The organism is Paraurantiacibacter namhicola (assembly GCF_001687545.1).
Taxonomy (GTDB): domain Bacteria; phylum Pseudomonadota; class Alphaproteobacteria; order Sphingomonadales; family Sphingomonadaceae; genus Paraurantiacibacter; species Paraurantiacibacter namhicola.
In genome coordinates, this window is the sequence record NZ_CP016545.1 from 556,875 (window position 1) to 581,306 (window position 24,432).

General features: G+C 66.2%; 27 protein-coding genes. 13 read left to right on the forward strand and 14 right to left on the reverse strand.

Features of this window, described 5'->3' with window-relative positions; genetic code table 11:
* Positions 1–21: 21 nt before the first annotated feature.
* From holA to A6F65_RS02740, 4 genes are read right to left on the reverse strand one after another with little or no spacing between them, the layout of a single operon-like run.
* The gene (holA, locus tag A6F65_RS02725) at positions 22–1,068 is read right to left on the reverse strand and encodes a DNA polymerase III subunit delta (protein ID WP_067785695.1); all 1,047 of its coding nucleotides are present in this window, start codon (positions 1,066–1,068) and stop codon (positions 22–24) included.
* Between the two features lie 7 nt (positions 1,069–1,075).
* The gene (lptE, locus tag A6F65_RS02730) at positions 1,076–1,567 is read right to left on the reverse strand and encodes an LPS assembly lipoprotein LptE (protein ID WP_067785698.1); all 492 of its coding nucleotides are present in this window, start codon (positions 1,565–1,567) and stop codon (positions 1,076–1,078) included.
* Complete coding sequence (gene leuS, locus A6F65_RS02735; protein WP_067785699.1) at positions 1,564–4,107, reverse strand: leucine--tRNA ligase; 2,544 nt, start codon at positions 4,105–4,107, stop codon at positions 1,564–1,566. Before leuS ends, lptE begins: the two co-directional genes overlap by 4 nt.
* 31 nt (positions 4,108–4,138) lie before the next feature.
* On the reverse strand, positions 4,139–4,606 hold the full coding sequence (locus tag A6F65_RS02740; RefSeq protein ID WP_067785702.1) for a DUF3576 domain-containing protein: 468 nt from the start codon (positions 4,604–4,606) through the stop codon (positions 4,139–4,141).
* A gap of 329 nt (positions 4,607–4,935) precedes the next feature.
* Between A6F65_RS02740 and A6F65_RS02745 the strand changes: the two genes are divergently transcribed.
* The 3 genes from A6F65_RS02745 (at position 4,936) to A6F65_RS02755 (ending at position 7,498) form a co-directional block, all read left to right on the forward strand.
* On the forward strand, positions 4,936–5,697 hold the full coding sequence (locus A6F65_RS02745; RefSeq protein WP_067785704.1) for a hypothetical protein: 762 nt from the start codon (positions 4,936–4,938) through the stop codon (positions 5,695–5,697).
* A gap of 129 nt (positions 5,698–5,826) precedes the next feature.
* Positions 5,827–6,549 (forward strand): acetoacetyl-CoA reductase, encoded by a 723-nt coding sequence (gene phbB, locus A6F65_RS02750; RefSeq protein ID WP_067785707.1) that lies wholly within the window; start codon positions 5,827–5,829, stop codon positions 6,547–6,549.
* 97 nt (positions 6,550–6,646) lie between these two features.
* The gene (locus A6F65_RS02755) at positions 6,647–7,498 is read left to right on the forward strand and encodes a fatty acid desaturase (RefSeq protein WP_067785710.1); all 852 of its coding nucleotides are present in this window, start codon (positions 6,647–6,649) and stop codon (positions 7,496–7,498) included.
* Between the two features lie 101 nt (positions 7,499–7,599).
* On the opposite strand, the gene A6F65_RS02760 is transcribed toward A6F65_RS02755, so the two are convergent.
* The gene (locus A6F65_RS02760) at positions 7,600–8,337 is read right to left on the reverse strand and encodes a helix-turn-helix domain-containing protein (protein WP_067785713.1); all 738 of its coding nucleotides are present in this window, start codon (positions 8,335–8,337) and stop codon (positions 7,600–7,602) included.
* 83 nt (positions 8,338–8,420) lie between these two features.
* Between A6F65_RS02760 and A6F65_RS02765 the strand changes: the two genes are divergently transcribed.
* Positions 8,421–8,666: a ribbon-helix-helix domain-containing protein gene (locus tag A6F65_RS02765; RefSeq protein ID WP_067785716.1), complete on the forward strand. Its 246-nt coding sequence runs from the start codon at positions 8,421–8,423 to the stop codon at positions 8,664–8,666.
* Between the two features lie 31 nt (positions 8,667–8,697).
* Here the strand turns inward: A6F65_RS02765 and A6F65_RS02770 are convergent, their stop codons facing one another.
* Both A6F65_RS02770 and murA read right to left on the reverse strand, forming a co-directional pair.
* On the reverse strand, positions 8,698–8,931 hold the full coding sequence (locus A6F65_RS02770) for a hypothetical protein (RefSeq protein WP_067785719.1): 234 nt from the start codon (positions 8,929–8,931) through the stop codon (positions 8,698–8,700).
* Between the two features lie 78 nt (positions 8,932–9,009).
* Positions 9,010–10,293 (reverse strand): UDP-N-acetylglucosamine 1-carboxyvinyltransferase, encoded by a 1,284-nt coding sequence (murA, locus tag A6F65_RS02775; protein ID WP_067785722.1) that lies wholly within the window; start codon positions 10,291–10,293, stop codon positions 9,010–9,012.
* Between the two features lie 73 nt (positions 10,294–10,366).
* On the opposite strand from murA, the gene galU reads away from it, so the two are divergent.
* Positions 10,367–11,242 (forward strand): UTP--glucose-1-phosphate uridylyltransferase GalU, encoded by an 876-nt coding sequence (gene galU, locus A6F65_RS02780; protein ID WP_067785727.1) that lies wholly within the window; start codon positions 10,367–10,369, stop codon positions 11,240–11,242.
* Positions 11,243–11,315: 73 nt separating this feature from the next.
* Here galU and A6F65_RS02785 read toward each other — a convergent pair whose 3' ends face one another.
* The 4 genes from A6F65_RS02785 to A6F65_RS02800 all read right to left on the reverse strand — a co-directional run bounded on the left by A6F65_RS02785 (position 11,316) and on the right by A6F65_RS02800 (position 16,050).
* On the reverse strand, positions 11,316–12,014 hold the full coding sequence (locus A6F65_RS02785) for a M23 family metallopeptidase (protein WP_067785730.1): 699 nt from the start codon (positions 12,012–12,014) through the stop codon (positions 11,316–11,318).
* Positions 12,015–12,133: 119 nt separating this feature from the next.
* Positions 12,134–12,922 carry a ferritin-like domain-containing protein gene (locus tag A6F65_RS13095; protein WP_067785733.1) on the reverse strand — a complete coding sequence of 263 codons (789 nt, stop codon included), beginning with the start codon at positions 12,920–12,922 and terminating at the stop codon, positions 12,134–12,136.
* A gap of 3 nt (positions 12,923–12,925) precedes the next feature.
* Positions 12,926–13,399 carry a peroxiredoxin gene (locus tag A6F65_RS13100; RefSeq protein WP_067785736.1) on the reverse strand — a complete coding sequence of 158 codons (474 nt, stop codon included), beginning with the start codon at positions 13,397–13,399 and terminating at the stop codon, positions 12,926–12,928.
* Positions 13,396–16,050, reverse strand: coding sequence for a [protein-PII] uridylyltransferase family protein (locus A6F65_RS02800; protein WP_067785739.1), 2,655 nt, complete (start codon positions 16,048–16,050; stop codon positions 13,396–13,398). The genes A6F65_RS13100 and A6F65_RS02800 overlap by 4 nt, the downstream gene beginning before the upstream one ends.
* A 102-nt stretch (positions 16,051–16,152) precedes the next feature.
* Here A6F65_RS02800 and A6F65_RS02805 point away from each other — a divergent pair, with 102 nt between their 5' ends.
* Genes A6F65_RS02805 through A6F65_RS13205 form a run of 3 tightly spaced genes read left to right on the forward strand, consistent with a single transcriptional unit; the run spans position 16,153 to position 19,012 of the window.
* Entirely contained in the window at positions 16,153–17,835 is a 1,683-nt protein-coding gene (locus A6F65_RS02805) for a M28 family metallopeptidase (RefSeq protein ID WP_067785742.1), read from the forward strand.
* 4 nt (positions 17,836–17,839) lie between these two features.
* Positions 17,840–18,832, forward strand: a complete 993-nt coding sequence (locus A6F65_RS02810) for an agmatine deiminase family protein (RefSeq protein WP_067785745.1) — start codon at positions 17,840–17,842, stop codon at positions 18,830–18,832.
* A gap of 48 nt (positions 18,833–18,880) precedes the next feature.
* Positions 18,881–19,012, forward strand: coding sequence for a hypothetical protein (locus A6F65_RS13205; protein WP_257784261.1), 132 nt, complete (start codon positions 18,881–18,883; stop codon positions 19,010–19,012).
* A gap of 2 nt (positions 19,013–19,014) precedes the next feature.
* Here A6F65_RS13205 and A6F65_RS02815 read toward each other — a convergent pair whose 3' ends face one another.
* The 3 genes from A6F65_RS02815 to thrS are packed head-to-tail and all read right to left on the reverse strand — an operon-like array spanning position 19,015 to position 22,544.
* On the reverse strand, positions 19,015–19,752 hold the full coding sequence (locus A6F65_RS02815) for a sulfite exporter TauE/SafE family protein (RefSeq protein WP_067785748.1): 738 nt from the start codon (positions 19,750–19,752) through the stop codon (positions 19,015–19,017).
* Between the two features lie 4 nt (positions 19,753–19,756).
* Positions 19,757–20,506: a sulfite exporter TauE/SafE family protein gene (locus A6F65_RS02820; protein ID WP_067785751.1), complete on the reverse strand. Its 750-nt coding sequence runs from the start codon at positions 20,504–20,506 to the stop codon at positions 19,757–19,759.
* A 4-nt stretch (positions 20,507–20,510) separates the two neighbouring features.
* A complete protein-coding gene (gene thrS / locus A6F65_RS02825) occupies positions 20,511–22,544 on the reverse strand; it encodes a threonine--tRNA ligase (protein WP_067785754.1) in 2,034 nt (677 codons plus the stop codon).
* 198 nt (positions 22,545–22,742) lie between these two features.
* Between thrS and A6F65_RS02830 the strand changes: the two genes are divergently transcribed.
* Genes A6F65_RS02830 through A6F65_RS02850 form a run of 5 tightly spaced genes read left to right on the forward strand, consistent with a single transcriptional unit; the run spans position 22,743 to position 24,405 of the window.
* Entirely contained in the window at positions 22,743–22,925 is a 183-nt protein-coding gene (locus tag A6F65_RS02830) for a hypothetical protein (protein ID WP_067785757.1), read from the forward strand.
* A complete protein-coding gene (locus A6F65_RS02835) occupies positions 22,913–23,119 on the forward strand; it encodes a hypothetical protein (protein ID WP_157093026.1) in 207 nt (68 codons plus the stop codon). Before A6F65_RS02830 ends, A6F65_RS02835 begins: the two co-directional genes overlap by 13 nt.
* The gene (locus A6F65_RS02840) at positions 23,112–23,549 is read left to right on the forward strand and encodes a hypothetical protein (protein WP_157093027.1); all 438 of its coding nucleotides are present in this window, start codon (positions 23,112–23,114) and stop codon (positions 23,547–23,549) included. Before A6F65_RS02835 ends, A6F65_RS02840 begins: the two co-directional genes overlap by 8 nt.
* Positions 23,550–23,581: 32 nt before the next feature.
* A complete protein-coding gene (locus tag A6F65_RS02845) occupies positions 23,582–24,208 on the forward strand; it encodes a hypothetical protein (protein ID WP_083989169.1) in 627 nt (208 codons plus the stop codon).
* A complete protein-coding gene (locus A6F65_RS02850) occupies positions 24,205–24,405 on the forward strand; it encodes a helix-turn-helix transcriptional regulator (protein ID WP_067785766.1) in 201 nt (66 codons plus the stop codon). Before A6F65_RS02845 ends, A6F65_RS02850 begins: the two co-directional genes overlap by 4 nt.
* Positions 24,406–24,432: the final 27 nt, after the last annotated feature.

Consider the following 24,432-nt stretch of genomic DNA (forward strand, 5'->3'; position numbering starts at 1 on the left):
GGGCCGATAAACGCAGCGAATTCAGCGTTTTCTTGCGGCGAAACGGGCGATCTGGGTCAATTCTTGCGCCAGCAGCAGTTCGGCGGCCTGGCTGTTTGTCAGCAGCTGGCGGTGCAGCGCGGTCAGCCGGTCCACCAGCCGTTCCAGATTGCGGCCGCGCCAGCGTTCCAGCTGCTGGGCCAGTGCGCGCTGGTCCTTGAAGAAGATGCGGCGCGCCTGCTTCTCCTCGTTCATGAAGGCCTGCACGTCGGGCCTGCGGCCGAGCCTGCCGGCCAGACCTGCCAGTTGCGCCGCGCGGCGTTCCATGGCCAGCAGCAGGCCGACGGGGTTCAACGAGAGTTCGCGCATGCGGGCTATCTCTGCCGGCAGCCTGCGAACCTGCCCGCCCAGCACCGCATCGACCACCGGCTGGAAACCGTCTTCCTCGGTCACCGCGCCGATTTCCTCCAGCGCCTCCACGCTCGCCTGCTTGGGCGATTGCGGATCCGCGCCGAGGTAAAGCGCCAGCTTGGTGACCTCGGACTGGGCCAGCCGCGCATCCAGTCCGCAGCCGCGGGCGATGCGTTCGGCGATGTCGCCGCTCAGCGTCAGGCCCGCAGCGCCCGCCATCTGGCGCACCTCGCGCGCCATGTCGCGCAGGTCGGGCGGATAGAACATCGCCACCAGCGCATCCTTTCGCCCGGCCAGCAGCTTGGCGGTGCGGCTCTTGTCCGTGGCGGAGGTCGCATGGACCAGCACGGGGCAGGCGCCGTCGCCTTCGCCCATGTCGATGGCTGCGGTGAGCAGTTTCAGCCCCTCATGCGCTTCCTCGCCCGAGGCGCGGATGAAGAGGTGGCGCTTGTCCCCGAACAGCGAGGAACTGCGCGCCTCGTCCACCAGCCGCACGGGATCGCTGCGCATATCCGCGCCGGAAAATTCCACCCGCTCGCCCGGGTCCTCGATCAGCCCGGCAATGGCATTGGCGGCGGCGCTGGCGCCTGCCTCGTCCGGCCCGCAGAAGAAGAAGATGCGGCATTCCGACGCCGCGCGCGCTGCACCTTGGCGGAAGTCGCGCTGGGTCAGCTTCATCGCTGCATTACCGCGTTTCGCCCAAAAACAGGGCGACGCGTGCGGTGATCTGGTCCGCCACTTCCAGCGCCAGGTTTTCCAGCGCGCGTTCCTCCGCCGCGATGGTGGCATATTCGCTGGAGACGACGTCGATCCCGGCATCCGAGCCTGCAGTGGCGTCCAGCACGATCTCGCCCGTCTCCAGGTCCACCAGCTGGTAGCGCGCCCGCAGCGTGCGGCGTTCGCGGCCGATGGTGTCATCGGTCAGCAGGCCAAGGCCTTCCAGCTTGTCATCCAGCAGCACGTCGAGCCGATAGCGCGGGGTAGGATTGCTGCCGGCCGGGTCCAGCCGGTCGGTCAGCGCATTGCGCACCAGCCAGCCGGCACGCCCCGCGATGGCAGGCACCTCCACTGCGGCAAGGCCCTGCGCCACCTGCCCCTGAGCCCCGCCGGAATAGACCGGGCGCAGGCCGCACGCCGCCAGCGTGCCGAGCAGGAGGAGGGCGGCGAGCAGCCTCATGCGACGATGTTTACCAGCCTGTCGGGCACCACGATCACCTTGCGAATTTCCGCGCCATCGATGGAACGCTGGACCTTCTCGCTGGCGAGCGCAAGCGCTTCGAGGTCTTCCTTGGAGGCGCCCTTGGGTGCGGTTACCGTGTCGCGCAGCTTGCCCATGTGCTGGACGGCGATGGTCACCTCGTCCTCGACCAGCAGGCTCTCGTCCACCTGCGGCCAATGGCCCGCCGCGACCAGTTCCCCGCCGCCGAAGAACTCCGCATTCGCCTCCTCGGCAAGATGCGGCATCATCGGGCTGGCCATTACCAGCATGGCGCGGATCGCCTCGCTGCGGCTGGCCGAGGGCGCAGCCTTCTCGGTCGCGCTGGCCAGTTCATAGAGGCGGGCGACGGCCTTGTTGAAGGCCAGCGCCTCGATATCCTCGGCTACGGCGGCGATGGTCTGGTGCGTCTTGCGGGCAAGCGGCTTGTCCTCGCCGGTGGCTTCCGCCTCGAACTGGCCGAATAGGCGCCACAGCCGGTTCACGAAGCGCGAACAGCCCTCGATGCCGGCTTCCGACCAGGGCAGGTCGCGCTCGGGCGGGCTGTCGCTGAGCATGAACCAGCGAACCGCGTCCGCGCCGTATTGCGCGATGATGGTGTCCGGATCGACGACGTTCTTTTTCGACTTGGACATCTTGATGACGCGGCCGATTTCGACAGGTCGTTTGCCGACCTTATCGACGACAACTCCGTCGCGCGCTTCCACCTCGTCAGGAGCGAGCCATGCTTTCACAGTCTTTACTACCTTGCCGTCGACGACGACATCGACTGGAAGTTGGTAGGTCTCATGCGTCACCATTCCCTGCGTGAACAGGCTGGCGAAAGGCTCCTTCACGTCGATCATGCCGACATGGGCGAGCGCGCGGGTCCAGAAACGGGCGTAGAGCAGGTGCAGGATCGCGTGCTCGATACCCCCGATATATTGCTCCACCGGCAGCCACTTGGCGACTTCGGCAGGATCGAAGGGGCGGTCCGCCGGCTGGCTGGCGAAGCGCAGGAAATACCAGCTGGAATCGACGAAAGTGTCGAGCGTGTCGGTCTCCCGCTCCGCCTTGCCGCCGCATTTGGGGCAGTCGACATGCTTCCATGTCGCATGGCGCAGCAGCGGATTGCCCGGCGTCTGGAAATCGACGTCCTCGGGCAGGGTGATCGGGAGGCTATCCAGCGGCGCAGGCACCACGCCGCAATCCGAGCAGTGGATGAAGGGGATGGGTGTGCCCCAATACCGCTGGCGCGATACGCCCCAGTCGCGCAGGCGCCACACGGTCTTGCCCTGGCCCGCGCCCTGCTCCTCGATGCGGGCGATGATTTCGCGCTTGGCGGCCTCGACCTCCATACCGTCGAGGAAGTCGGAATTGACGAGCACGCCTTCACCCGCTTCGGCCTCGCCATCGAACGGTTTGGCCGCTTCTTCCACCGAAGGCGCTACAACGCGCGGGATCGGCAGGCCGTATTTCGTGGCGAAGTCGAAGTCGCGCTGGTCGTGGCCCGGCACGGCCATGATGGCGCCGGTGCCGTAATCCATCAGCACGAAGTTCGCGATATAGACCGGCAGCTCCGTCTCGGTGAATGGGTGCCTGGCCGTGATGCCGGTGTCGAAGCCCAGCTTCTCCGCCGTCTCCAGCTCTGCCGCCGTGGTCCCGCCGCGCTTGCACAGGGCGATGAAGTCACGCGCGGCATCGCTGCCGAGTGACTGCGCAACCGGATGGTCCGCCGCCACGGCCACGAAGCTGGCGCCGAAGATCGTGTCGGGCCGCGTGGTATAGACCGGCAGCGTCTCGCCGTTCGACAGGTCGAAGCTGAATTCGAGGCCTTGGCTCTTGCCGATCCAGTTTTCCTGCATCAGCCGCACCTTGTCCGGCCAGTCCTCGAGATTGCCGAGACCTTCGAGCAGATCGTCAGCAAAGTCGGTGATCTTCAGGAACCACTGGTTCAGCTTGCGCTTTTCCACTTCCGCGCCCGATCGCCAGCCCTTGCCGTCGATCACCTGCTCGTTGGCCAGCACCGTCATGTCGACCGGGTCCCAATTGACCTCGCTCTCCTTGCGATAGACCAGGCCCGCTTCGTACAGGGCGATGAACAGCGCCTGCTCGTGGCCGTAATATTCCGGGTCGCAGGTGGCGAATTCGCGGGACCAGTCGAGCGCGAAGCCCAGCCGCTTCAGCTGCGCCTTCATGTTGGCGATGTTCTCGCGCGTCCAGCCGCCCGGATGCACGCCCTTTTCCATCGCGGCGTTTTCCGCCGGCATGCCGAAGGCGTCCCAGCCCATCGGGTGCAGGACTTCATGGCCCTTCAGCTTCTTGTAGCGGGCCAGCACGTCGCCCATCGTGTAATTGCGCACGTGGCCGATATGGATGCGCCCGCTGGGATAGGGGAACATCTCCAGCACATAGCTCTTGGGCTTGGGCGAATCGCTGTCGGCCTCGAACAGGCGCGCTTCGTCCCACGCACGCTGCCACCGCCCGTCGGCCCGCGACGGATTGAAACGTTGGTCTGTCATTTTGCCCCCAGAGACAGGCCGCGCGAGGCGTTTAGCTGACGGCGGAGCGCCGCAGGTCGCGTGCCTTGGTCAGGATGATGTCTTCCAGCTTCTGCACCGTGGCAGCCTGGACCGGGGCCGAAACCCACGAACCGTTCTGCATCACTTCGCGGCTGGCGGCGACGCGCAGCGCATCGGCGCGCAGGTCCTGGTCCAGGATGGAAACGGTGATCTTCACCCGCTCGTTCGGGTTGCTGGGGTTGGTGTACCAGTCCGTCACGATCACGCCGCCCGCGCTGTCTGCCTGCAGCAGCGGCATGAAGCTGAGCGTGTCCAGGCTGGCGCGCCAGAGGTAGGAATTCACCCCGATGGAGGTGACCTGCGATGCCGCAAGGTCCGCTTCCGGACGTTCGCCGCCGCCGCCACATGCGGCAAGGGCAGCCGCGCCGCCTGCCAGCAGCAGGGCGCGTGCCGCGCGGCGGGAGATGAGACGGAAACGATTGGTGGTGCGCAGTGCCATGGGTAATCCTGTGAAGCTTCGCCATTGCCTCTAGAGCGCCGGACGTGGCGCTTCAAGGCTTCTGAACGGGGCTGCCGAAAGGCCGGAGAAGCGGTGAATGCTCCGTGAACCATCCGGCACCCGTTCACCAAGCGTGCAGGACGATTGTGGACACCGTGCAACACCGGCCGGCAATCGCCCGCAGATTTGTCCGGTTTTGCTGGTGAACGGCGCGCATAGGCCCTATCTATTGCGAGTCGAGAACCGCCCGGCCCACGCAGGCCGAGTCGGAAATCGGGAACTTCCGGGCCTGGGATCGGTCTGGAAATGTGAAGAGAGAGGCTGTTACCATGACTGGCAACCGGCACGGCAAGGGCAGGAAAGGCGTCGCTTTCGCGGCTGCTTTCGCGTCCGTGCTCGTCGCATTGCCCAGTGCCGGCCTTGCCGTCGATGGTTTCGGCCAGGACACGGCGCTCTCCCTCCCCGGTAATTTCGCGAACTTCACGCCGGCTTCGGTCGATCCTCGCATGGCGGAATTCGTCTCCAATCGTGTCACGGGCAAGGGGCGCCTGATGCGCTTCACGCCGGCCGGCATGGTGGAACGTGGCGGCAAGCCGGTGACGGTGGCCGTTCGCGTCAGTGCCGATACGGCACAGGCCATTACGGTGCGCAGCACGCTGGCGGGCCGCGACGATTCGCCGGTTTCCGCCGCGCTGCCGGTGCGGATCGCGCCCACGCGCTACAATCTGGGCCTCGCCCGCGGTTACCAGAAATTCGCCACTCCGAAGGTGGAGCTGGACGAAACGCTGTCTGCCGCCGCCATCCCCGATCTGGCCACCTTCCGCCCCACGCCGGGCGTGAAGAAGGACCCGAGCCGGTTCGGCGCGCGCATCGCGCTGGAGCAGGGCCGCGAGCCTGGCACGACGCCGCGCACGCGTGACCGCCTGGCAGACCAGTCGCTGGATGTCGCCGGTTCCTATCGCATCACGGACAATCTGAACGTGACGGCCGGCGTGCGTTACGAGCAGGACCGTGACCGGCTGGACCCGGTCACCGATTCTTCGCAGCAGGACAGCCAGGCCGTTTACGTAGGCACGCAGTTCCGCTTCTGAGCGCTGCCGCGGCAAGCGCCGCCTCTCACGAATAGCAATGCAGGGAACCTCGCTTCGGCGGGGTTTTTCTTTGTCATGACGGCCTCGTTCCCTATGCCGGGGTCAGATAACAAAGCGAAAGGATGCACTATGGGTAAGGTGGCAGTTGTAACCGGCGGTTCGCGCGGTATCGGCAAGGCGATCTGCGAGGCGCTGAAGGACGACGGCTTCACCGTCGTCGCGACTTACGCCGGCAATGACGATGCGGCGCGCAAGTTCACCGATGAAACCGGCATCGCCACTTACAAATTCGACGTGGGCGACCACGAGGCATGCCAGGAAGGCTGCGCGAAGATTGCCGAAGAAGTCGGCCCGATCGACGTGGTGGTCAACAATGCCGGCATCACGCGTGACGGCACGCTGATGAAGATGAGCTATGAAGACTGGCACGATGTCATGCGCATCAACCTTGGCGGCTGCTTCAACATGGCCAAGGCGACATTCGCCAGCATGAAGGAGCGCGGCTGGGGCCGTTTCGTCAACATCGGTTCCATCAACGGACAGGCAGGCCAGTACGGCCAGGTCAATTACGCCGCTGCCAAGTCCGGCATCCACGGCTTCACCAAGGCGCTGGCGCAGGAAGGCGCGCGCGCCGGCATCACCGTCAACGCTATCGCGCCGGGCTATATCGATACTGACATGGTCGCCGCCGTGCCGGACAATGTGCTGGAAAAGATCGTCGCCCGCATTCCGGTCGGCCGCCTCGGCCAGGCCGGGGAAATTGCCCGCGGCGTGGCTTTCCTGTGTTCGGAAGAGGCCGGCTTCGTCACCGGCTCCACCATGAGCATCAACGGCGGCCAGCACATGTACTGACCCGCTGCCGGGGTGCCGAGGCACCGCGGCGCATGGTTCTTGCCAAGGCCATCGACCTTCGTTACTTACACTGATGTAGGTAACGAAGGTCGAGCCGATGGAATCCACCACCAAAGCGCAAACCCGCGACATAGAGCGCGCGGTCATTGCCGGGGTGCGCGCGCTGGAAGTGCCGCTCGCCTGGCCGACGATTGCGCTGGCGCTGCTTGTCTTTGCCGGCTGGGCCGCCACCGTGGCCGCAGCGGCTGCGGGTGCGATGCCATTATGGGCCGCGTTCCTTATCAATGCGGTGCTGACTTACCTTTCCTACACCCCGCTGCACGATGCCGCGCATGGCAGTATCGCACGCAGGCGACATGAATGGCTGAACCATGCCATTGGCCTGCTCCCCGCCTTCATTGCGCTGCACAACTTCTCGCTCCACCGCGTGACGCATCTCTCGCATCACAAGCACCTCAACGATCCGGAACGCGACGCCGATCACTGGGTCGCCGGGCAGCGCTGGTGGAGCGTGCTGGCGCGCTGCTCCACTGTCTTCCTCTCACATTACCGGATCGGCTGGCGCATCGCGGACCGGCGCAGCAAGCTGCTGGGCTTGGCCGAAAACTGCGCGACGCTCGCCGTCGCTGCCTTCGTGCTGGTGACGGCCGGATGGCAGGTGCTGCTATTCGCCATGGTCCTGCCCGCCATCGCCGGGATGACGCTGCTGGCTTTCCTGTTCGATTACATCGTCCATGCGCCGTACCTGCATGAAGGGCGCTTCGCGGCGACGCGCGCCTATATCCTCCCTGCACGCTGGCGACGGATCGGCTCCGCCCTGTGGATGCAGCAGAATTACCATCTGGCGCATCACCTCTACCCGTGGATCCCCTTCTACCGGTACCGCAACGTTCTGGAGGTGGCCGAGCCGCTGATCGAACGGCGCGACGGGGCAATCATCCACCTTTGACGCGGGCGCGGCCAGGCCTTTTCGGTGATCAGGGCCGGCGGATCGGGGAGCGATAACGGGCTCGTCGCAATCGCAACCGCAGCCCGCCGCCGCTTATCTTCTCAATCCAGCAGGATCCCCACCACGCGCCATTCGCCTGCTTCTTCCTGCAGGGTAAGCACTTCCATTACGTCCGGTTTGGCGGAGAATTGGCTGCGGAAGGTGACTTCCATGAAGCCTTCTGGCGGCGCATTGAGGAAGCGCACGCTCACGAGCTCGCGCGACAGGTTCTCGCCCAGCGGAGCGCGGACCTGACTGGACACCCGCACGAAATTGTCCTGCGTGTTCGCTTCGCGCAGGAAAGTGGCGGCAGACTGATAGGCCGCATCCCAGCTTCCGGCATCGCCCAGTTCCAGCCAGCGGCGGGCAGCATCCTCCGCCCGGGCATCTTCCGCCTCGACTGTGGCGGCCTGACTGGCGGCGCCGTCATCGGGCATCTGCGAGGTGAGGATCAGTCCGATTGCAAAGATGATGGACATGGCGATGGCTCCTGCAATGATGGTGCGGCGCGACAGGCGCCGCTTCATTCTTGCAGGGTCGGACGAAGCGTTGCCCGGCGCATCCCCGAAAGTCTTGGCCCCCAGCAATTCGGGGGGTGGGCCTTCGTGTTCCAGCAGAAGGCGGGCGGCCTCCCGGCTGCTGGTAACGCCCAGCTTGCGCCGTGCCTCCTTCAGCCGGTCGTTCACCGTATGGACGGACAGGTCCAGCTCACGCGCCATGGATTTCGCGTCATGGCAACGCAGCATCAGGCGCAGCGTTTCGCGCTCCTTCTCCGTCAGCCGTTCGATATCTGCGCCCATTCGCCACCCTTATTCGGCATGCAGAACCCATCCCACCCCGAAAAATTGGTGGAGCGCCCTGCGCCCGCCGCTAAACGTCACGCATGAACGACCCCTACCACCCACCCGTGAAGCGCTCGATCGGGATCGCCGGGCACAAGACCTCGGTCAGTCTTGAGCCGGTATTCTGGGACGCGCTGCGGCAGGCGGCGGAGCGGCGCGGCATGGCGATCAATGCGCTGGTGGCGCAGATCGACGAGGAGCGGATTGCCAGCGAAACGCCTTCCGGCCTCGCCTCCGCGATTCGATGCTGGCTGATGGCGGACATGCAAAAGGGCGACCCCCGATAAGGGGCCGCCCTTTCAAGACCGGTCGTTCCGGTCAGTAATTCGCCGGCGGATCGCTGGCGGGGAAGCTTTCATCCAGCTCCTCATCCGTCTTGGTCCATTCGCGCTTGGGCGCATCGCCCATCGCTTCCGGACCGGCATCGCGGTGCGCGCCGACGGCCTGGCCATCGGCAAAGGCGACGCCATTGCGGTCGATCTTCTGCTTCTCGTAATATTTGTATCCGGCGTAACCGAGCGCCCCGAGGGCGGCGAGTTTCAACAAGGCCATGAAATGTATCCTTTCGTTACCCCATCAACGGTTGGGGACAGAAAGGGTTTCAGCAGGCCTGCCGTGAAACGGGCGCGATCAGTCCGCCCCCACGCGCTCGATATCCGCGCCCAGCAGGGCCAGCTTTTCTTCCAGCCGCTCGTATCCTCGGTCGAGGTGGTAGAGGCGGTTCACCTCCGTCTCACCTTCGGCAGCGAGGCCGGCGATCACCAGGCTCATGCTGGCGCGAAGGTCGGTCGCCATGACAGGCGCGCCGGTCATGGAGGTCACGCCATGGACGATGGCGGTGCGGCCCGTCGTCTCGATATTGGCGCCCATGCGATTCAGTTCCGGCACGTGCATGTAACGGTTCTCGAAGATCGTCTCGGTCAGCACGCTGGTACCTTCGGCGCGGGCCAGCAGGGCCATCATCTGGGCCTGCATGTCGGTGGCAAAACCAGGGAAGGGTGCGGTCGAAAGGTTCACACCGATCAGCTTGCCGCCCGCTGCGACATGCATGCCCTTCTTGTCGCATTCGACATGGATCCCGGCATTGCGCAGGGCATGGATCGTGGCGCCCATGTCTTCCTCGCGCGCGCCTTCCAGCCGCACTTCGCCGCCGGTGATGGCTGCCGCGCAGGCATAGGATCCGGCCTCGATCCGGTCGGGCATGACCATGTGGGTGGTGCCGTGCAGGCGCTTCACCCCGTGAATGGTCAGCTCGGACGTGCCGATGCCTTCGATTTCTGCGCCCATGGAGACCAGCAGGTTGCAAAGGTCCACGATCTCCGGCTCGCGCGCGGCGTTGAACAGGCGGCTGGTGCCATTGGTCAGCGTGGCGGCCATGATGGCGTTCTCGGTCGCGCCGACGGAGACGACGGGGAAGTCGAACTCGCCCCCCGGCAGGCCGCCATCGGGGGCGCTGGCGCGCACGAAGCCGCTCGCCAGCTCGATTTCCGCGCCCAGCGCTTCCAGCGCCTTCAAGTGCAGGTCGATCGGGCGGTTGCCGATGGCGCAGCCGCCGGGCAGCGACACCTTCGCCTCGCCCGCGCGGGCCAGCAGCGGGCCGAGCACGAGGATGGAGGCGCGCATCTTGCGGACCAGGTCGTAAGGCGCGACGGTGGAAGTGAGGCGCGTGGCCTCCAGCGTGACGACGCGGCCGAAGTCTTCCGGACGGCGACCGGGAATGCTGACCGAGACGCCGAACTGCGTCATCAGGTGCTGGAAGCTGTCGATATCCGCCAGCCGCGGCAGGTTGCGCAGCGTAACCGGCTCTTCCGTCAGCAGTGCGCAGGGGATCAGCGTGAGGGCGGCGTTCTTGGCGCCGGAGACGGGGATGGTGCCGGAAAGGCGCTTGCCGCCGCGAATGAGAATCTTGTCCATCTGTCAGGCTTTAGCGGCCCGCGCCGCGCGCGCAAGCTTGCCCCATCCACGGCGCCTGCCTAAACCCTTTTGCATGAGCAACCGCAAACCCATCCGCAAGGCCGTGTTTCCCGTCGCCGGGCTCGGCACCCGCTTCCTGCCCGCCACCAAGGCAATCCCCAAGGAGATGATGGCGATCGTGGACCGCCCGCTGATCCAGTATGCGGTTGACGAGGCGCGGGAGGCGGGGATCGAGCAGATGATCTTCGTCACCGGGCGCGGCAAGACCGCCATTGTCGAGCATTTCGACGTCGCCTTCGAGCTGGAAACGACCATGGGGGAGCGGGGCAAGGACCTGGGCGCGCTCGATTCCTCGCGCGCGACGCCGGGCGATATCATCACGGTGCGCCAGCAGGTCCCGATGGGCCTTGGTCACGCCATCTGGTGTGCGCGCGCCATCGTGGGGGACGAGCCATTTGCGATCCTTCTGCCGGACGAGCTGATGGTGGGCGAGCCGGGCTGCATGAAGCAGATGGTCGAGGCCTATGACGAGGTTGGCGGAAACCTGGTCTCCGTGCTGGAAGTCCCGCATGAGGAAGTGTCCAGCTACGGCGTAATCGACCCGGGCGAGGCCAATGGCGCGCTGACGCAGGTGAAGGGGCTGGTGGAAAAGCCGCCCGTGGACCAGGCGCCCAGCAACAAGATCGTATCCGGCCGCTATATCCTGCAGCCCGAAGTGATGCGGGTGCTGGAAGACCAGGGCAAGGGCGCGGGCGGAGAAATCCAGCTGACGGACGCAATGGCCAAGATGATCGGCGACCAGCCGTTCCACGCCGTCACCTTCGAAGGCAATCGCTACGACTGCGGCAGCAAGCTGGGCTTCGTGGAAGCGACGCTGGCGCTGGCGCTGCAGCGCGATGACATGGGCGGCGATGTACGCGCCATGGCGGAGCGGCTGCTGGCCCGCTGATCAGGCAAAATGAAAAGGGCGACCCGCAGGCCGCCCTTCATCCCCGTCCAAGGGAAACTGTCTTGCGCGACGTTTAGTCGTCGCCGCCCATGCCACCTTCGCCTTCGTTCAGGGCGTACTGGTTGGTGATCATGTAAGGCGTGGGATCGACGGCAACGCCGGCGATGCGGATTTCATAATGCAGGTGCGGGCCGGTGGAGCGGCCGGTGGAACCGATGTAGCCGATCAGCTCACCCTTCTGGACGCGGTCACCGGGATTGACGGTGTAGCGGGAGAGGTGGGCGTAGCGCGTTTCCACGTCGCCGCCATGGTCGATCTGCACATACTTGCCGTAGCTGCTGAACCACTGCGCCATTTCCACCGTGCCATCGGCCGTGGCGTAAACCGGCGTGCCGCGTGCACCGGCAAGGTCCACGCCTTTGTGATTGGCGCGCTTACGCAGAACCGGGTGGTTGCGCATGCCGTAACCGCTGGACAGGCGAACACCTTCGACCGGCATGCCCTGCGGCATGCTGACCGTTTCGGCGGGAGCGGAACCCGGCAGGGCGCCGTCGCCGTCATGCTGCTTCCATTCGCCGAACAGCGTGCGGAACTGCCCGCTGTCCAGGCGGGTGTCGGTAATCGTGCCCGTCACCGCACCGGTAACCGGCGCAGCACTTGCCGCGGCCGGGGCAGAATCTTCGGTGGTGGTGGCAGCGGCGGGGCTGGCGGCAATCGCAGCACTGGCGAACGCCGTGCACAGGACAGCCTTGAAAGACCTTGCAGAAGCCATGAATTTTTCCCGTCCAATTTGCCGGAACAGCCATGGCTGGCCCAGCGACCCAAAATTTTTTCGAAACTGCGGGAACCCGCCGCGATTTCGTAGGTTGGAGGTATGCAGGCGCTGCGGCGTTAAGCAACCTCACCGTAGAAACTGAGCGATAAACCGGCAGCTTCGCGCGCTGAGTCGTTGAATGGCGGCTTCAGGGAGCCGCGGAAGTGTGTTTCGACCAGATTTTTCCAGTATTTCTGCGGGTTTCGGCCGTTTCGGTTAGCGAGTGCGACGAAATGCCTTGTTCCAGCGGCGACATGACGAATTTCGTCGTCAAGGATGCGACTCAGGATTTTCGCGCCGTGCGAATCACCCTGCGCTGCAATCCTGCCACGCGCTGCAGGGGTGACGTCCAGCCCGCGCGCTTCCAGAACCATGGGCACGACCGCCAGCCGCGCGGCCACGTCGTGGCGCGTTTCCATCGCCGCTTCCCACAATCCGTCATGCGCGGGCAGGGCACCGTAATGGCTGCCCAATGTGCGCAGCTTGCGGTCGATCAGGGCGAAATGCATCGCCTCGTCCGCCGCCACTGACAGGAAATCGCCGACAAATTCGTGGCCCATCTGCGCGCCGAAGCGACCGGCCATGTCCAATGCCAGGTCGATGGCGACGAATTCGATATGCGCCAGCGAATGCCACAGGGCGATCCGCGTGCGCTGCGATCCTGCCTTGCCCCGGCGAGGCATCTGCGAAGGCGGCAGCAGTTGCAGCGCCGCCGGCCATGCGGGCCTCTCCGGCATTGGCACCGGGAACCGGGCCGCCAGTCGCCCGGCGCGAAACGCCCGGACCAGCGCCCGCGTGCGCATCACCTTGTCGTAAGGCTCCCCGCTCAGCAGGGCCTCGCGGATCGCCTCGCCCAGCGTTTCCATGGATTAGAGGGCCTGCGCCGCTTCCAGCACCTGCGCCGCGTGGCCCTTCACTTTCACCTTGCGCCAGACCTGCGCAATCTGGCCATCCGCATCGACGAGGTATGTCGTGCGCTCCATGCCCATGTATTTACGCCCGTACATGTTCTTCTCGACCCAGATGCCCAGCGCCTCCGCCAGTCCGGCCTCCGGCGCATCGCTGGCGAGCGGGGCCAGCAGGTCATGCTTGGCGGCGAACTTCTCATGCTTGGCCGGCGGGTCCTTGCTCACGCCCAGCAGCGCCGTCCCGGCCGCGGTGAAGTCCGGCATCAGCGCGGTGAAATCCTTGTTTTCCGTGGTGCAGCCCGGCGTATCGTCCTTGGGGTAGAAGAAGACGACCAGCTTGCTGCCGCGGAAATCGGAGGCCTTCACCGTGCCGCCGCCGGGCTTCTCCAGCGGGGTATCGGGAAAGGCGTCTCCGGCGTCGGGGCGGGTGATCATGTGTCGGTCTCCAGTGTCTCGCCGAATATCTCGGCCCAGCTTTGCGCCACCCCATGGCGCGCATCGCTGCATGCTTGCAAGAGGGCGGGGTAATCCACGCACTTGCAGGCGGCGGCAAGGGCGTGCTGCGCGATTTCGGGCGGCTCATTCGCGTCGGGTGCGAGCAGGCGCTGTGCCACCAGCATGCGGGTCAGCAGGTCATGATGGGCGGCGAAGCTCACTGGCAGCAAGCCAGCCTCGCAAAGGCCCGCAATCGCTGTGCCAAGGTCCGGATCGAGCGCAGCGCCGTCGCGCAATTGCAGGAAGTGGACCAGGAATTCGCAATCGACGAGCCCGCCGCGCAGCAGCTTCACGTCCAGGGGCCCGCGGGGCGGCTTGGCGGCGGCCATGTCGGCGCGCATCGCCAGCACATCGGTGCGCAGCTTCGCCGGATCTCGGCTGGACAACAGAACTTCGCGCACGGTTTCTGCCAATTGCGCCTTTGCGTCCTTTGGCCCGAAGACCGGGCGGGCCCGCGCCAGCGCCATATGTTCCCAGGTCCATGCGTCGCGCTGCTGGTACTGGGCAAAGCTTTCCATGCTGACGGCCAGCGGACCCTGCGCGCCTTGCGGGCGCAGGCGCGTATCCACCTCGTATAGCGCGCCCTCGGCCGTCGCCACGCTGAGTGCCGCCGTCACGCGCGCGGCGAGCCGGTTGAAATAGAGCGAGGCGGTCAGCGGGCGCGGCCCATCGGATTCGACGCCGATGTCGCCTGTGAACAGGTAAATGATGTCTAGGTCGGATGCGTGGGTGAGCGATCCCCCGCCCAGTCGGCCAAGGCCCAGGATCACAAGCGCCCCGCCCGGAACGCGGCCATGTGCTGCCTCGAATTCCTCGATTGCAGCGGCAGCACCGGTCTCCAGCGCCGCCTCCGCCAGCCGCGCCAGTCCCGCGGCGATGGCCAGCGGATCGTGCCGCGCCTCCACCAGCTGCATGCCCAGCGCAAAGCGTTCCTCGCCTACCACCTGCCTTATGCGGTCCAGCCGGTCCTCATAGGCAGCGGTGCCGTCGACGCGGGCCATGCGTGCGGCCAGCTCAGGGGCGGCAGGCGGCAGGTCCATGGCGCGGGCATCGATCAGGGCGTCGAGCAGTTCGAGCCTCCGCCCCAGCGCATCGGCCAGCGGCGGGGCCAGCGCGATGGCGCGCGAAACCTGCTCCAGCAGGCCCGGCCGCGCTTCGAACAGGCGGAACAGGTTGATAGCGCTGGGCAGCCGCTCCAGTAACGTCTCCCACCGCGCCAGCGAGCGATCGGGATCAGGCGCGGCGGCGAGCGATTCCGCCAGGTCCTCGCGCACGGCGGCAAAGGCCTGCTGCGCTTCGGAGCTTCGCAGGATGCGCAGTTTCTCCGGCCACCGCGCAAGGCGGGCCGTGATGGCTTCCGGGACGGAGGGGCGCGGTTCGGCAGGCGGACCCTGCGGTTCCTCGCCCAGCAGCGCATCGTAATGCGCGGCGACGAGGGCGGTGATGCCCTGCAATTCGTCCAGCAGCGCGGGGCCATCCTCCAGCCCGTCCAGCTTGGCGACCCCGTCCAGCGCGTCCCCGCCTGGCAACGTATGCGTCTGCCGGTCGGCCACCATCTGCAGGCGGTGCTCCACGGTGCGCAGACGGTCGTAAGCCTCGCCCAGTTCCTGCGCGGCATGCGGGGCGATGTGGCCCGCCGCCGCCAGCGCATCCAGCGCGCCGCGCGTGCTGCGCGTGCGCAGCGAGGGATCGCGCCCGCCATGGATCAGCTGGTGCGTCTGCGCGAAGAATTCCACTTCGCGAATGCCGCCGCGCCCGCGCTTCACGTCGAAGCCGGGTCCGGGCTCGGCCGGGCCTTCCACGTCCTGCCGGATGCGTTCGGTCAGGCGGCGCACCTCTTCGATGGCCTGGAAGTCCAGGCTGCGACGCCAGACGAAGGGGCGGATATGATCGAGGAAGCCGCGCGCGGCATCGACATCGCCCGCAGCGGCGCGCGCGCGGATGAAGGCGGCCCGCTCCCACGCTAGCGCGCTGCTCTCGTAATGCGTCAGCGCGGCGTTGACCGAGACGGCCAGCGGGCTGATCTCGCTGGCCGGGCGCAGGCGCAGGTCGACCCGAAAGACGTAGCCTTCACCGGTCTGCGTGCTCAGCAATTGCACAATCTCGCGCGCATAACGCTGCGCGGCCTCGCCCGGCCCGTCGCGCTCGCGGCGCGGCAGGGTTTCGGGATCGAACAGCAGGATCGGATCGATGTCGGAGCTGTAATTGAGCTCCCGTGCGCCATGCTTGCCCAGCGCGAGGGCAAAGAAGCCTGCAGGCTCTGCGTCCGGCACGCGGCGGGAGACAGCCTCGCGGATCGCGCGGTCGAGCGACCTGTCGGCGAGGGCAGATAGCTCCTCCATCACGCGGGCCAGCGGAAGCGCGCCGGCAAGGTCGCCGATGGCCAGCGCGCAGGCCAGTGCCAGCCGCTCGCGCCGCATGGCCACGCCCACGTCGCTGCTGGTGTCGAAGCGGGCGCGGGCCCAGTCCAGCGCCGCCTCGATCTCGCCCGCCTCCAGCAGGGCGGCAAGCTCCGGCTGGCGTTCCAGCGCCTTGGCCAGGAAAGGGGCGTGAGCGCGCGCGCGGGTAAGGGCGTTTGTCCAGTCGGCCATCGCCGCCTGCCTGCCCGCTTGCGACCTTCGCGACAAGCGCCACCTTGTTTGCCGTGCGCCGCGCTGCCAAGGATGCGCCACACGAAATTGAGAGGCCTGCCGATGACATTTCGCCCCTTCCTCGCCGCCGCTGCCCTGTGCGGGCTGGCTGCCTGCGCTACCCCCACGATGGAGACGGCGGAGGGCGGCATCCCCGATGTGACGCCGCAGTCCATTTCGCTCGATACGATGAAGGACATCACGCGCACCCTGTCGGACGACAGCTTCGAGGGCCGCGCGCCCGGCACGCCCGGCGGCGAGAAGACCGTCGCTTACCTGATCGAGCAATTCGAGGGCGCAGGCCTGCAGCCAGGCAATAATGGCAGCTGGTGCCAGGACGTGCCGCTGGTGGAGATCACCGGGCGCGACTTCCAGCCGCTGGTCGTGACCGGCGGGGCGCAGGCGCTGACCTTCGAGCCCCAGCAGGACTGGGTCGGCGTATCCTACCGCGAGGTGGACAGCGTCGCGATATCGGACGCGGAGCTGGTCTTCGTCGGCTACGGCATCAACGCGCCGGAAAAGGGCTGGAACGATTATGCCGGACTGGACATGCGCGGCAAGATCGCCGTCATCCTGGTCAACGACCCGGATTGGCGCTCCGAGACGCTGGAGGGCACGTTCAACGGCCGCGCGATGACCTATTACGGCCGCTGGACCTACAAGTATGAGGAAGCAGCGAGGCAGGGTGCAGCCGGAGCGCTGGTCATCCACCAGACCGAACCGGCAAGCTACGGCTGGAATGTCGTGGAATCGAGCTGGTCCGGTCCGCAGGCCTACGCCCAGCGCGGGGATGGCGGCGCCAGCCAGACCATGATGAACGGCTGGATCACGGAAGGTGCTGCAAGCGCGATCTTCGACAGCGCGGGCCAGGATTTCGCCGCCATGCAGGCCGCCGCGACGCAGGCCGGCTTCAAGCCGGTGCCGCTGGGCCTGACCGCCTCGACCGGCTTCCAGAACGACTTCCGCCGTTTTTCCAGCCGCAATGTGATCGGCATCCTGCCGGGCAGCACGCGGCCGGACGAATATGTCCTGCACACGGCGCATTGGGACCACCTTGGCCGCTGCACGCCGGACGAGACGGGCGACGACATCTGCAATGGCGCGATCGACAATGCCTCGGGCACGGCGGCGCTGGTGGCGCTCGCACAGGCGCACGCAAATAAAGGCCCGGCAGAGCGCACGCTGGTGTTCCTGGCGGTAACGGCTGAGGAATCCGGCCTGCTCGGCAGCGAATATTACGGCGCGAATCCCGTCTTCCCGCTCGACCGCACGGTGGGCGGCGTGAACATGGATGCGTTGGTTTTTGCCGGCGCGGCGCGCGACGTCAGCATCGTGGGGCCGGGCAAGAGCGAGCTCGACGCGTATCTGATGAAGGGCCTCGCCATGCAGGGCCGCGTCGGCACGCCGAACCCCAGCCCGCAGGCCGGATATTACTATCGCAGCGACCACTTCAGCCTCGCCAAGCGCGGCGTGCCGATGCTCTATGTGAAGAGCGGGGACGATCTCGTAAACGGCGGACGGGAAGCGGGTGCGGCATACCAGAGGGCTTACCGTGCGACGGCCTATCACCGGCCGGGCGACGAATACGATGCCAACTGGGACTGGTCCGGCGTGATGCAGGACCTGGAGCTGTTCTATGTGCTGGGCCGCATGATGGCGGACACGCAGGACTGGCCGAACTGGAACGATGGCGACGAGTTCCGCCGCATCCGCGACGAAAGCTGCGCCGCGCCCGGTGGGTGCTGAACCCATGACGACGAGGCAATTGCCCATGCCCGCCGAATGGGCACGGCAGGACTGGCTGTGGATCGCCTTTCCGCATGCTGCGGATTTGTGGGAGGATGACCTCGCGCCCGCGCAGGAGGAGATGGCAGCCTTTGCCAACGCCGTGGCCGAGGCCGGGCAGGACGTGCGGCTGGTGGTCCATGACGCGGCGAATGAGGCGCGGGCGCGGGCGCTGTGCACGGCGTCCGTCACCATGGAGCGGCATCCCTATGGCGACATCTGGATCCGCGACACCGGGCCCATCGTCCTGCCGGACGGCCAAGGCGGCAGGCTGGCGCGGCGCTTCGGCTTCAATGGCTGGGGCGGCAAGTATGACGACATGCCGGGCGACCAGGAGGTGGGCGAAAGCCTCGCGCAGGCGGTGGGCCTGCCGGTCCATGCCAGCGACTGGATCCTGGAAGGGGGCGCGGTGGACACGGACGGCACCGGCCTTGCCGTCACGACCGAGCAGTGCCTGCTGAACCCCAATCGCAACCCCGGCTTTTCGCGCGAGGATATCGAGGCGCGGCTGGCGCGCGACCTCGGCTTCGACCGCGTGTTGTGGCTGGGCGAGGGGCTGGTGGGCGACCATACCGACGGCCATGTCGACAACCTCGCGCGCTTCGTTGCGCCCGGCGAACTGGCCCTGCCCGTGGCCACCGGGCCAGGCGATCCCAATGCGGTTATCTATGCCGATGCCGCCCGCCGCGCGCGCGAATTCGGGCTGGTGGTGCATGAAGTGCCCTCGCCCGGCCGGGTGACGCTGGGCGAGGATGTGGTGCCTGCCAGCTACATGAACTTCCTGATTGCCAATGGCGTGGTCGTGGTGCCGACCTATGGCACGCCTCATGATGAGGATGCCGTCGCGGCCATCGGCGCGCTGTTTCCCAGCCGCGCGGCCATCGGCCTGCCTTCAAGCGCGGTCCTGACGGGCGGGGGCAGTTTCCACTGTTCCAGCCAGCAGGCCCCGGTGGCCTGACGCGGCGCCTTAACTTTTCGTTAGCATTTCGGGCCGAGAATGCAGGGCATGGCACGCGCCCTGACCTACGCCCGGACTGCAGCCAGCGATGTGACGCTGGCCGATCTCGCGCGCGTGGCGATCACCGGCGGCTGCGCAATGGCGCTGGCCCTCGCCGGCGTGCTTGCACCTACTCTGTAAGGCTATCCCAGCAGCTTGATGAGCGCGCCGACTGCGGCCGCGCCCAGCACCAATGCGGTGGCCACCTGCCATTGTGCGGCGCTGACCCTGCCGAATGCGCGGTGCCCAAACCAGTCGCCGACGATCACGGCGGGGAACAGCGCCAGTGCCAGTCCCGTCTCGCGCAATCCTCCCACGCCCAACAGGGCGAAGAGGATGGCCGAAACCGGCGTCAGCACCAGGAAGATCGTCATCATGCTGGCACGCGCGGCGCGCGGCTCCAGCCTGCCGCGAAGGTAGAACGGCGCCATTCCCGGCCCGGGCATTCCGGCAAAGCCGCCAAAGAAGCCCGTGAAGAAACCGCTCAGCGCCATGGCGGGATGCCGCGCCAGCGTGACGCGCCCCAGCGGGACCACGACCAGCACGAAGGCGCCAAGCGAAACCAGCGCGATCAGCAGGCGCGCCCAGTCCGCCGGCAGCGTCACGAGCGCCCAGAGGCCGACCGGCGTGAACGCCAGTGCCAACGCCAGGATGGGGAGGGCCGAGCGGTCCGCATCGCGCCTGATGCGCCCCACATCGGTCAGGCCGATCAGGAACAGTGAGACCAGCCCCACCAGCACGGCGGCGCGCGGCTCTATGGCCAGTTGCAGCACGGGGACGAGGACTACGGAAAGGCCGAAGCCCGCCAGCCCGCGCACAAAACCCGCAGCAAGCGCTGCGCCCAGCGCGACGGCGACAGCCTCAATTTCGAAGCCCAGCATCGCGTTACAGCCTTGCCAAGGCGGCGAGCGCCGCTGCGCCCAGGATTACGCCGACAAAGGTGCGCCATAGCGGATCGCTCACCCGCCCGAAGACGAGCGAGCCCACCCAATTGCCTGCCGCCATGACCGGGAAGAGCAGGACGCCGAATAAGAGCAGCTTCCATTCCAGCAGCCCTGTCACTGCGCCGGACACCAGGCTGGCCAAGGCCGACACGCCGAAAATGCCGATCATGGACGCCTTCGCCCTCGTGCGCGGCATGGCCTGTCGGACGTAGTAGGGCACGACCGAGATGCCTGGCATGGCGGCAAAGCCCGTCGCGACGCCTGCGATCAGCCCCGTCGCGCCCGTGGTCACCGGTCCGGGAGGCGCTGGCTCGGCTTGCTTGCGGCGCGGCAGGACCACGATCACGAAGGCTGTCAGTGCCGCCAGCGCAATCAGCACGCGGCCATATTGCGCCGGGATTGCGGACAATAGCAGGAGGCCCGGCATCACGGTGAGAACGAGCAGCCCCGAAATCCAGATCGCGGAGCGATCCGCCTCGCGCAGCACGTAGCGCACCTCCGCCGCTGCCAGCGAAAAGGCAAGCACGTTCACCAGCAGCACCGCCTGCACTGGAGAGAGCGCCAGCGCGAGGATCGGCGTCAGCAGGAACCCGAAGCCAAAGCCGGTGAGCCCGCGCACGAAGGCGGACACCAGCACCGCAGCCGCCGCCGCGACAATCTGCGCGGTCGAAAATCCGTCGAGGATTTCCAAACGGTCAGCCTTCGCGCAAGTCGGGCGGCGTCGCTTCCACCTTAAGCATCGCGATGGCTTCTTCCAGGCTCACCAGCTTCTGCTGCTTCTCGCCCAGCGTGCGGATCGCGACCGTGCCTTCCTCCGCCTCGCGTTTCCCGATCACAAGGATATGCGGCACCTTTGCGTGGGAGTGTTCGCGCACCTTGTAATTGATGCTCTCGTTGCGGAAGTCGGTTTCCACGCGGATGCCCGCAGCTTCCAGCTTCGCCACGGCGTCCTTGGCGTATTCGTCCGCGTCGGAAACAATGGTTGCAACCACGGCCTGAACCGGCGCGAGCCAGCACGGCAGGCGGCCGGCGAAATGCTCGATCAGGATGCCGATGAAACGCTCGTAGCTGCCGAAGATCGCGCGGTGGAGCATCACCGGGCGGTGCTTGTCGCCGTCTTCTCCCACGTAAGTCGCGTCCAGCCGGTCGGGCAGCACGCGGTCGCCCTGGATCGTGCCGACCTGCCAGGTGCGGCCGATTGCGTCCGTCAGGTGCCATTCCAGCTTGGGGGCGTAGAAGGCGCCTTCGCCGGGCAGTTCTTCCCAGCCGAATTCCTCATTGTCCATGCCGGCCTCGGCCACGGCATCGCGCAATTCCTGCTCGGCCTTGTCCCAGTCCGCCTCGCTGCCGAAACGCTTCTCCGGGCGCAGGGCCAGCTTGACGTGGTAGCTGAAGCCGAAGTCGCGATAGACCTCGTCCGCCAGCTTGCAGAACTTGCGCACCTCGTCGACCACCTGCTCTTCCGTGCAGAAGATATGCGCATCGTCCTGCGTGAACTGGCGCACGCGCATCAGCCCGTGCAGCGCCCCATGCGGTTCGTTACGGTGGCAGCAGCCCATCTCGCCCAGCCGGATCGGCAAGTCGCGGTAACTGGTGATGCCCTGCTTGAAGACCAGCACATGCGCCGGGCAGTTCATCGGCTTGATCGCCATCCACTCGGCGTCCTTCTCGACCGAAGGCTTTGCCGGGCCGTCGCCTGCTTCGTCCACCTCGGGCACCATGTCGGGCACGGCGAACATGTTCTCGGCATATTTGCCCCAGTGTCCGGACTGCTCCCACTGGCGGATGTCCATCAGCTGCGGCGTCTTGATTTCGCGATACCCGCCGCCATCCATCTTGCGGCGCATATAGGCTTCAAGCTCGCGCCAGATGCGATAACCCTTGGGATGCCAGAACACGCTGCCATGCGCCTCTTCAGCCAAGTGGAACAGGTCCATCTCGCGGCCCAGCTTGCGATGGTCGCGCTTTGCGGCCTCTTCCAGCCGCATCAGGTGAGCGTTCAGCTGCTTCTTGTTCAGCCACCCCGTGCCGTAGATGCGGGTCAGCTGCGCATTGGCCTGGTCGCCGCGCCAGTATGCCCCGGCCACGCGCATCAGCTTGAAGGCCTGCGGGTCCAGCTTCCCGGTGCTGGCCAGGTGCGGGCCGCGGCACATGTCCAGCCAGGTGTCTTCGCTGTCGGCCGGGCCGGAATGATAGACGGTCAGCTCCTCGTCCTCGGGCAGTTCCTTTGCCCATTCCGCCTTGAAGGTCTCGCCTTCCGCTTCCCATTTCTCGATCAGCTGTTGGCGGCTCCAGACCTCGCGGATCAGCGGCTTGTCCGCCTTGATGATGCGGCGCATCTCCTCCTCGATTGCGGGCAAGTCGTCCATGCTGAAGGGATCGCGCGTCGCGGGCGCTTTCACGTCGTAATAGAAGCCATCGTCGGTGGCCGGACCGAAGGTGATCTGCGTGCCGGGGAACAGCGATTGCACCGCTTCGGCCAGCACATGCGCGAAATCGTGGCGCGCCAGTTCCAGCGCGTCTTCCTCGTCGCGATTGGTGACAAGGGCCAGCTCCGCATCGCCATCGAAGGGGCGGTTGAGATCGCGCAATTCGCCATCCACGCGCGCGGCGATGGCAGCCTTGGCAAGGCCCGGGCCGATGGCAGCGGCAACGTCCGCCGGGGTGGAGCCGGGCTCCATCTCGCGCACGGAGCCATCGGGCAGGCTGATCTTGAGCAGTTCGGTCATGCAATTTCGTCCAGTTTCGCTTGGCCAGCGCCATGGCACAGGCAGCGCCCGCGGCAAAGGGAGAGGTGGAGCGCGAGATAGGCGCGTGTTGCAAAAATGGAAGCGCGACTTCAAGCGAGCCATACATTTTGTAAATGACGCTTGACACTGGCGAATCACGTGTCTAGTTACCTTGACATCGTTTCAAGGGAGTTTGACATGGAATTCGACAAGCCATCGGCCATTGTCGCTGCAATCATCCTCTGCATCGCCGCGCTCAGCGCGCTCGGAATCATTTCGGAAAAGGCGGCAGTCACAGCTTTCATCATCACGCCAACCATCGCCTTCGCCATGGCGCGCCAGCAGGTCTGCCGCCTGCAATCGGGCCGGTGCGCAGCATGACTTGGCGGCGCGAATGGCTGGCGGCAGCGATAGCGGCGGCCGCGCTGCTGCTGCTGGCCGCCATGGTCATGGCCGCAGCCCCGGACGCGCCTTCGGGTCCGGCCACCCGTTCTTCCGGCGAGGCTTCGGTCCTGCCGATGTTCACATCCCTCGCGGCGCACACTGCCGCATCCAAGGAGACAGGAAATGTCTGAACCAGCCAATTGCCAGCGCAGGCCGACCGCGGCGACGAAGCGCTACCTCGTGCGGATTGCCGCTGCGATGGTCATTTACATCGCCAGCCTGTTCGCGGCCGAGACTTTCATCGAGGATGGCGGACTGTCCGGCGCGCCGGCCTATATCCTCGCCTCCATTCCGGGCCTGTCCTTTGCTGCCGTGATCTGGGCCTTCGGGGCGCTGATCGTGGAGGAGCAGGACGAGTTCTTCCGCCTGCTTTACGTGCGGCAGGGCCTGATCGCCACGACGATCGCGCTGACGGCGGCGGCGGTCTGGGGCTTCCTGGAAACCTACATGCCGGTGGAGCACATCCGAGCCTTCTGGTGGCCCACGCTGTGGTGCGGCGGCATCGCCGTCGGCGCTGTCTTCAACAAGGTGAAATACGGGACCTTCGGCGAAATCCGCTGACCTGGCCTACCCATCCGACAAAGGAATTTTCGATGCCTGCATCGCCTGACACGCAGGGCGGCTCGCGCCCGTCCCTCTTCCAGCGCCCGCTGACGTGGTGCGTATCCTTCTTCGCCAGCTTCGCGCTGATCGCATTCCTGCGCATTACCGATGCCATCAATGGCACGACCGGTTTCATCCTCATGGCACTCTCGATGTCGCTGCTGGTGCCCATGGTGCGCGCTGCGTCCGCTGAGCAGCGGCGGCAGGGTTTCATCAGTCCGGCGATCACCCGCTATAACAAGCGGTTTATGGCCGCGTCTGCCGGCTATGTCCTTGGCCTGGGGCTGGCGATCACGATCAATGATCGCATCGATCTGGGCACGGGGGAGACGGTGCTGATCGCGCTGCTGCCCATCATCCCGGTGTTTGGCATGATCTGGACGATGGCCCGCTATATCGTGGAGGAGGAGGACGAGTTCCTGCGCCACCGCGCCACCATGGCCAGCCTTACAGGCCTGGCACTGGTGCTCGGCCTCGGCACGTTCTGGGGTTTCCTGGAGACGTTCGGCGTGGTCCCGCACATCTGGGCCTGGTGGGTCTTCCCGGTCTGGGCCATGGGCATGGGCCTGTCGCAGGGCTGGATGGCCCTGTCCGACCGGCGCGGGGACAACGCGTGAAGAACCGCCTGAAAGTCCTGCGCGCAGAGCGCGACTGGAGCCAGCAGGACCTGGCCGAACGGCTGGAGGTCAGCCGCCAGTCCGTGAACGCCATCGAGACCGGGAAATACGATCCCAGCCTGCCGCTGGCCTTCCGCATTGCGGACCTGTTCGGGATGGCGATCGAGGAGATCTTCCTGCGCGAGACGGCTGATTAACCTTGTTGTGCGGGGCCGGGCGTTGCG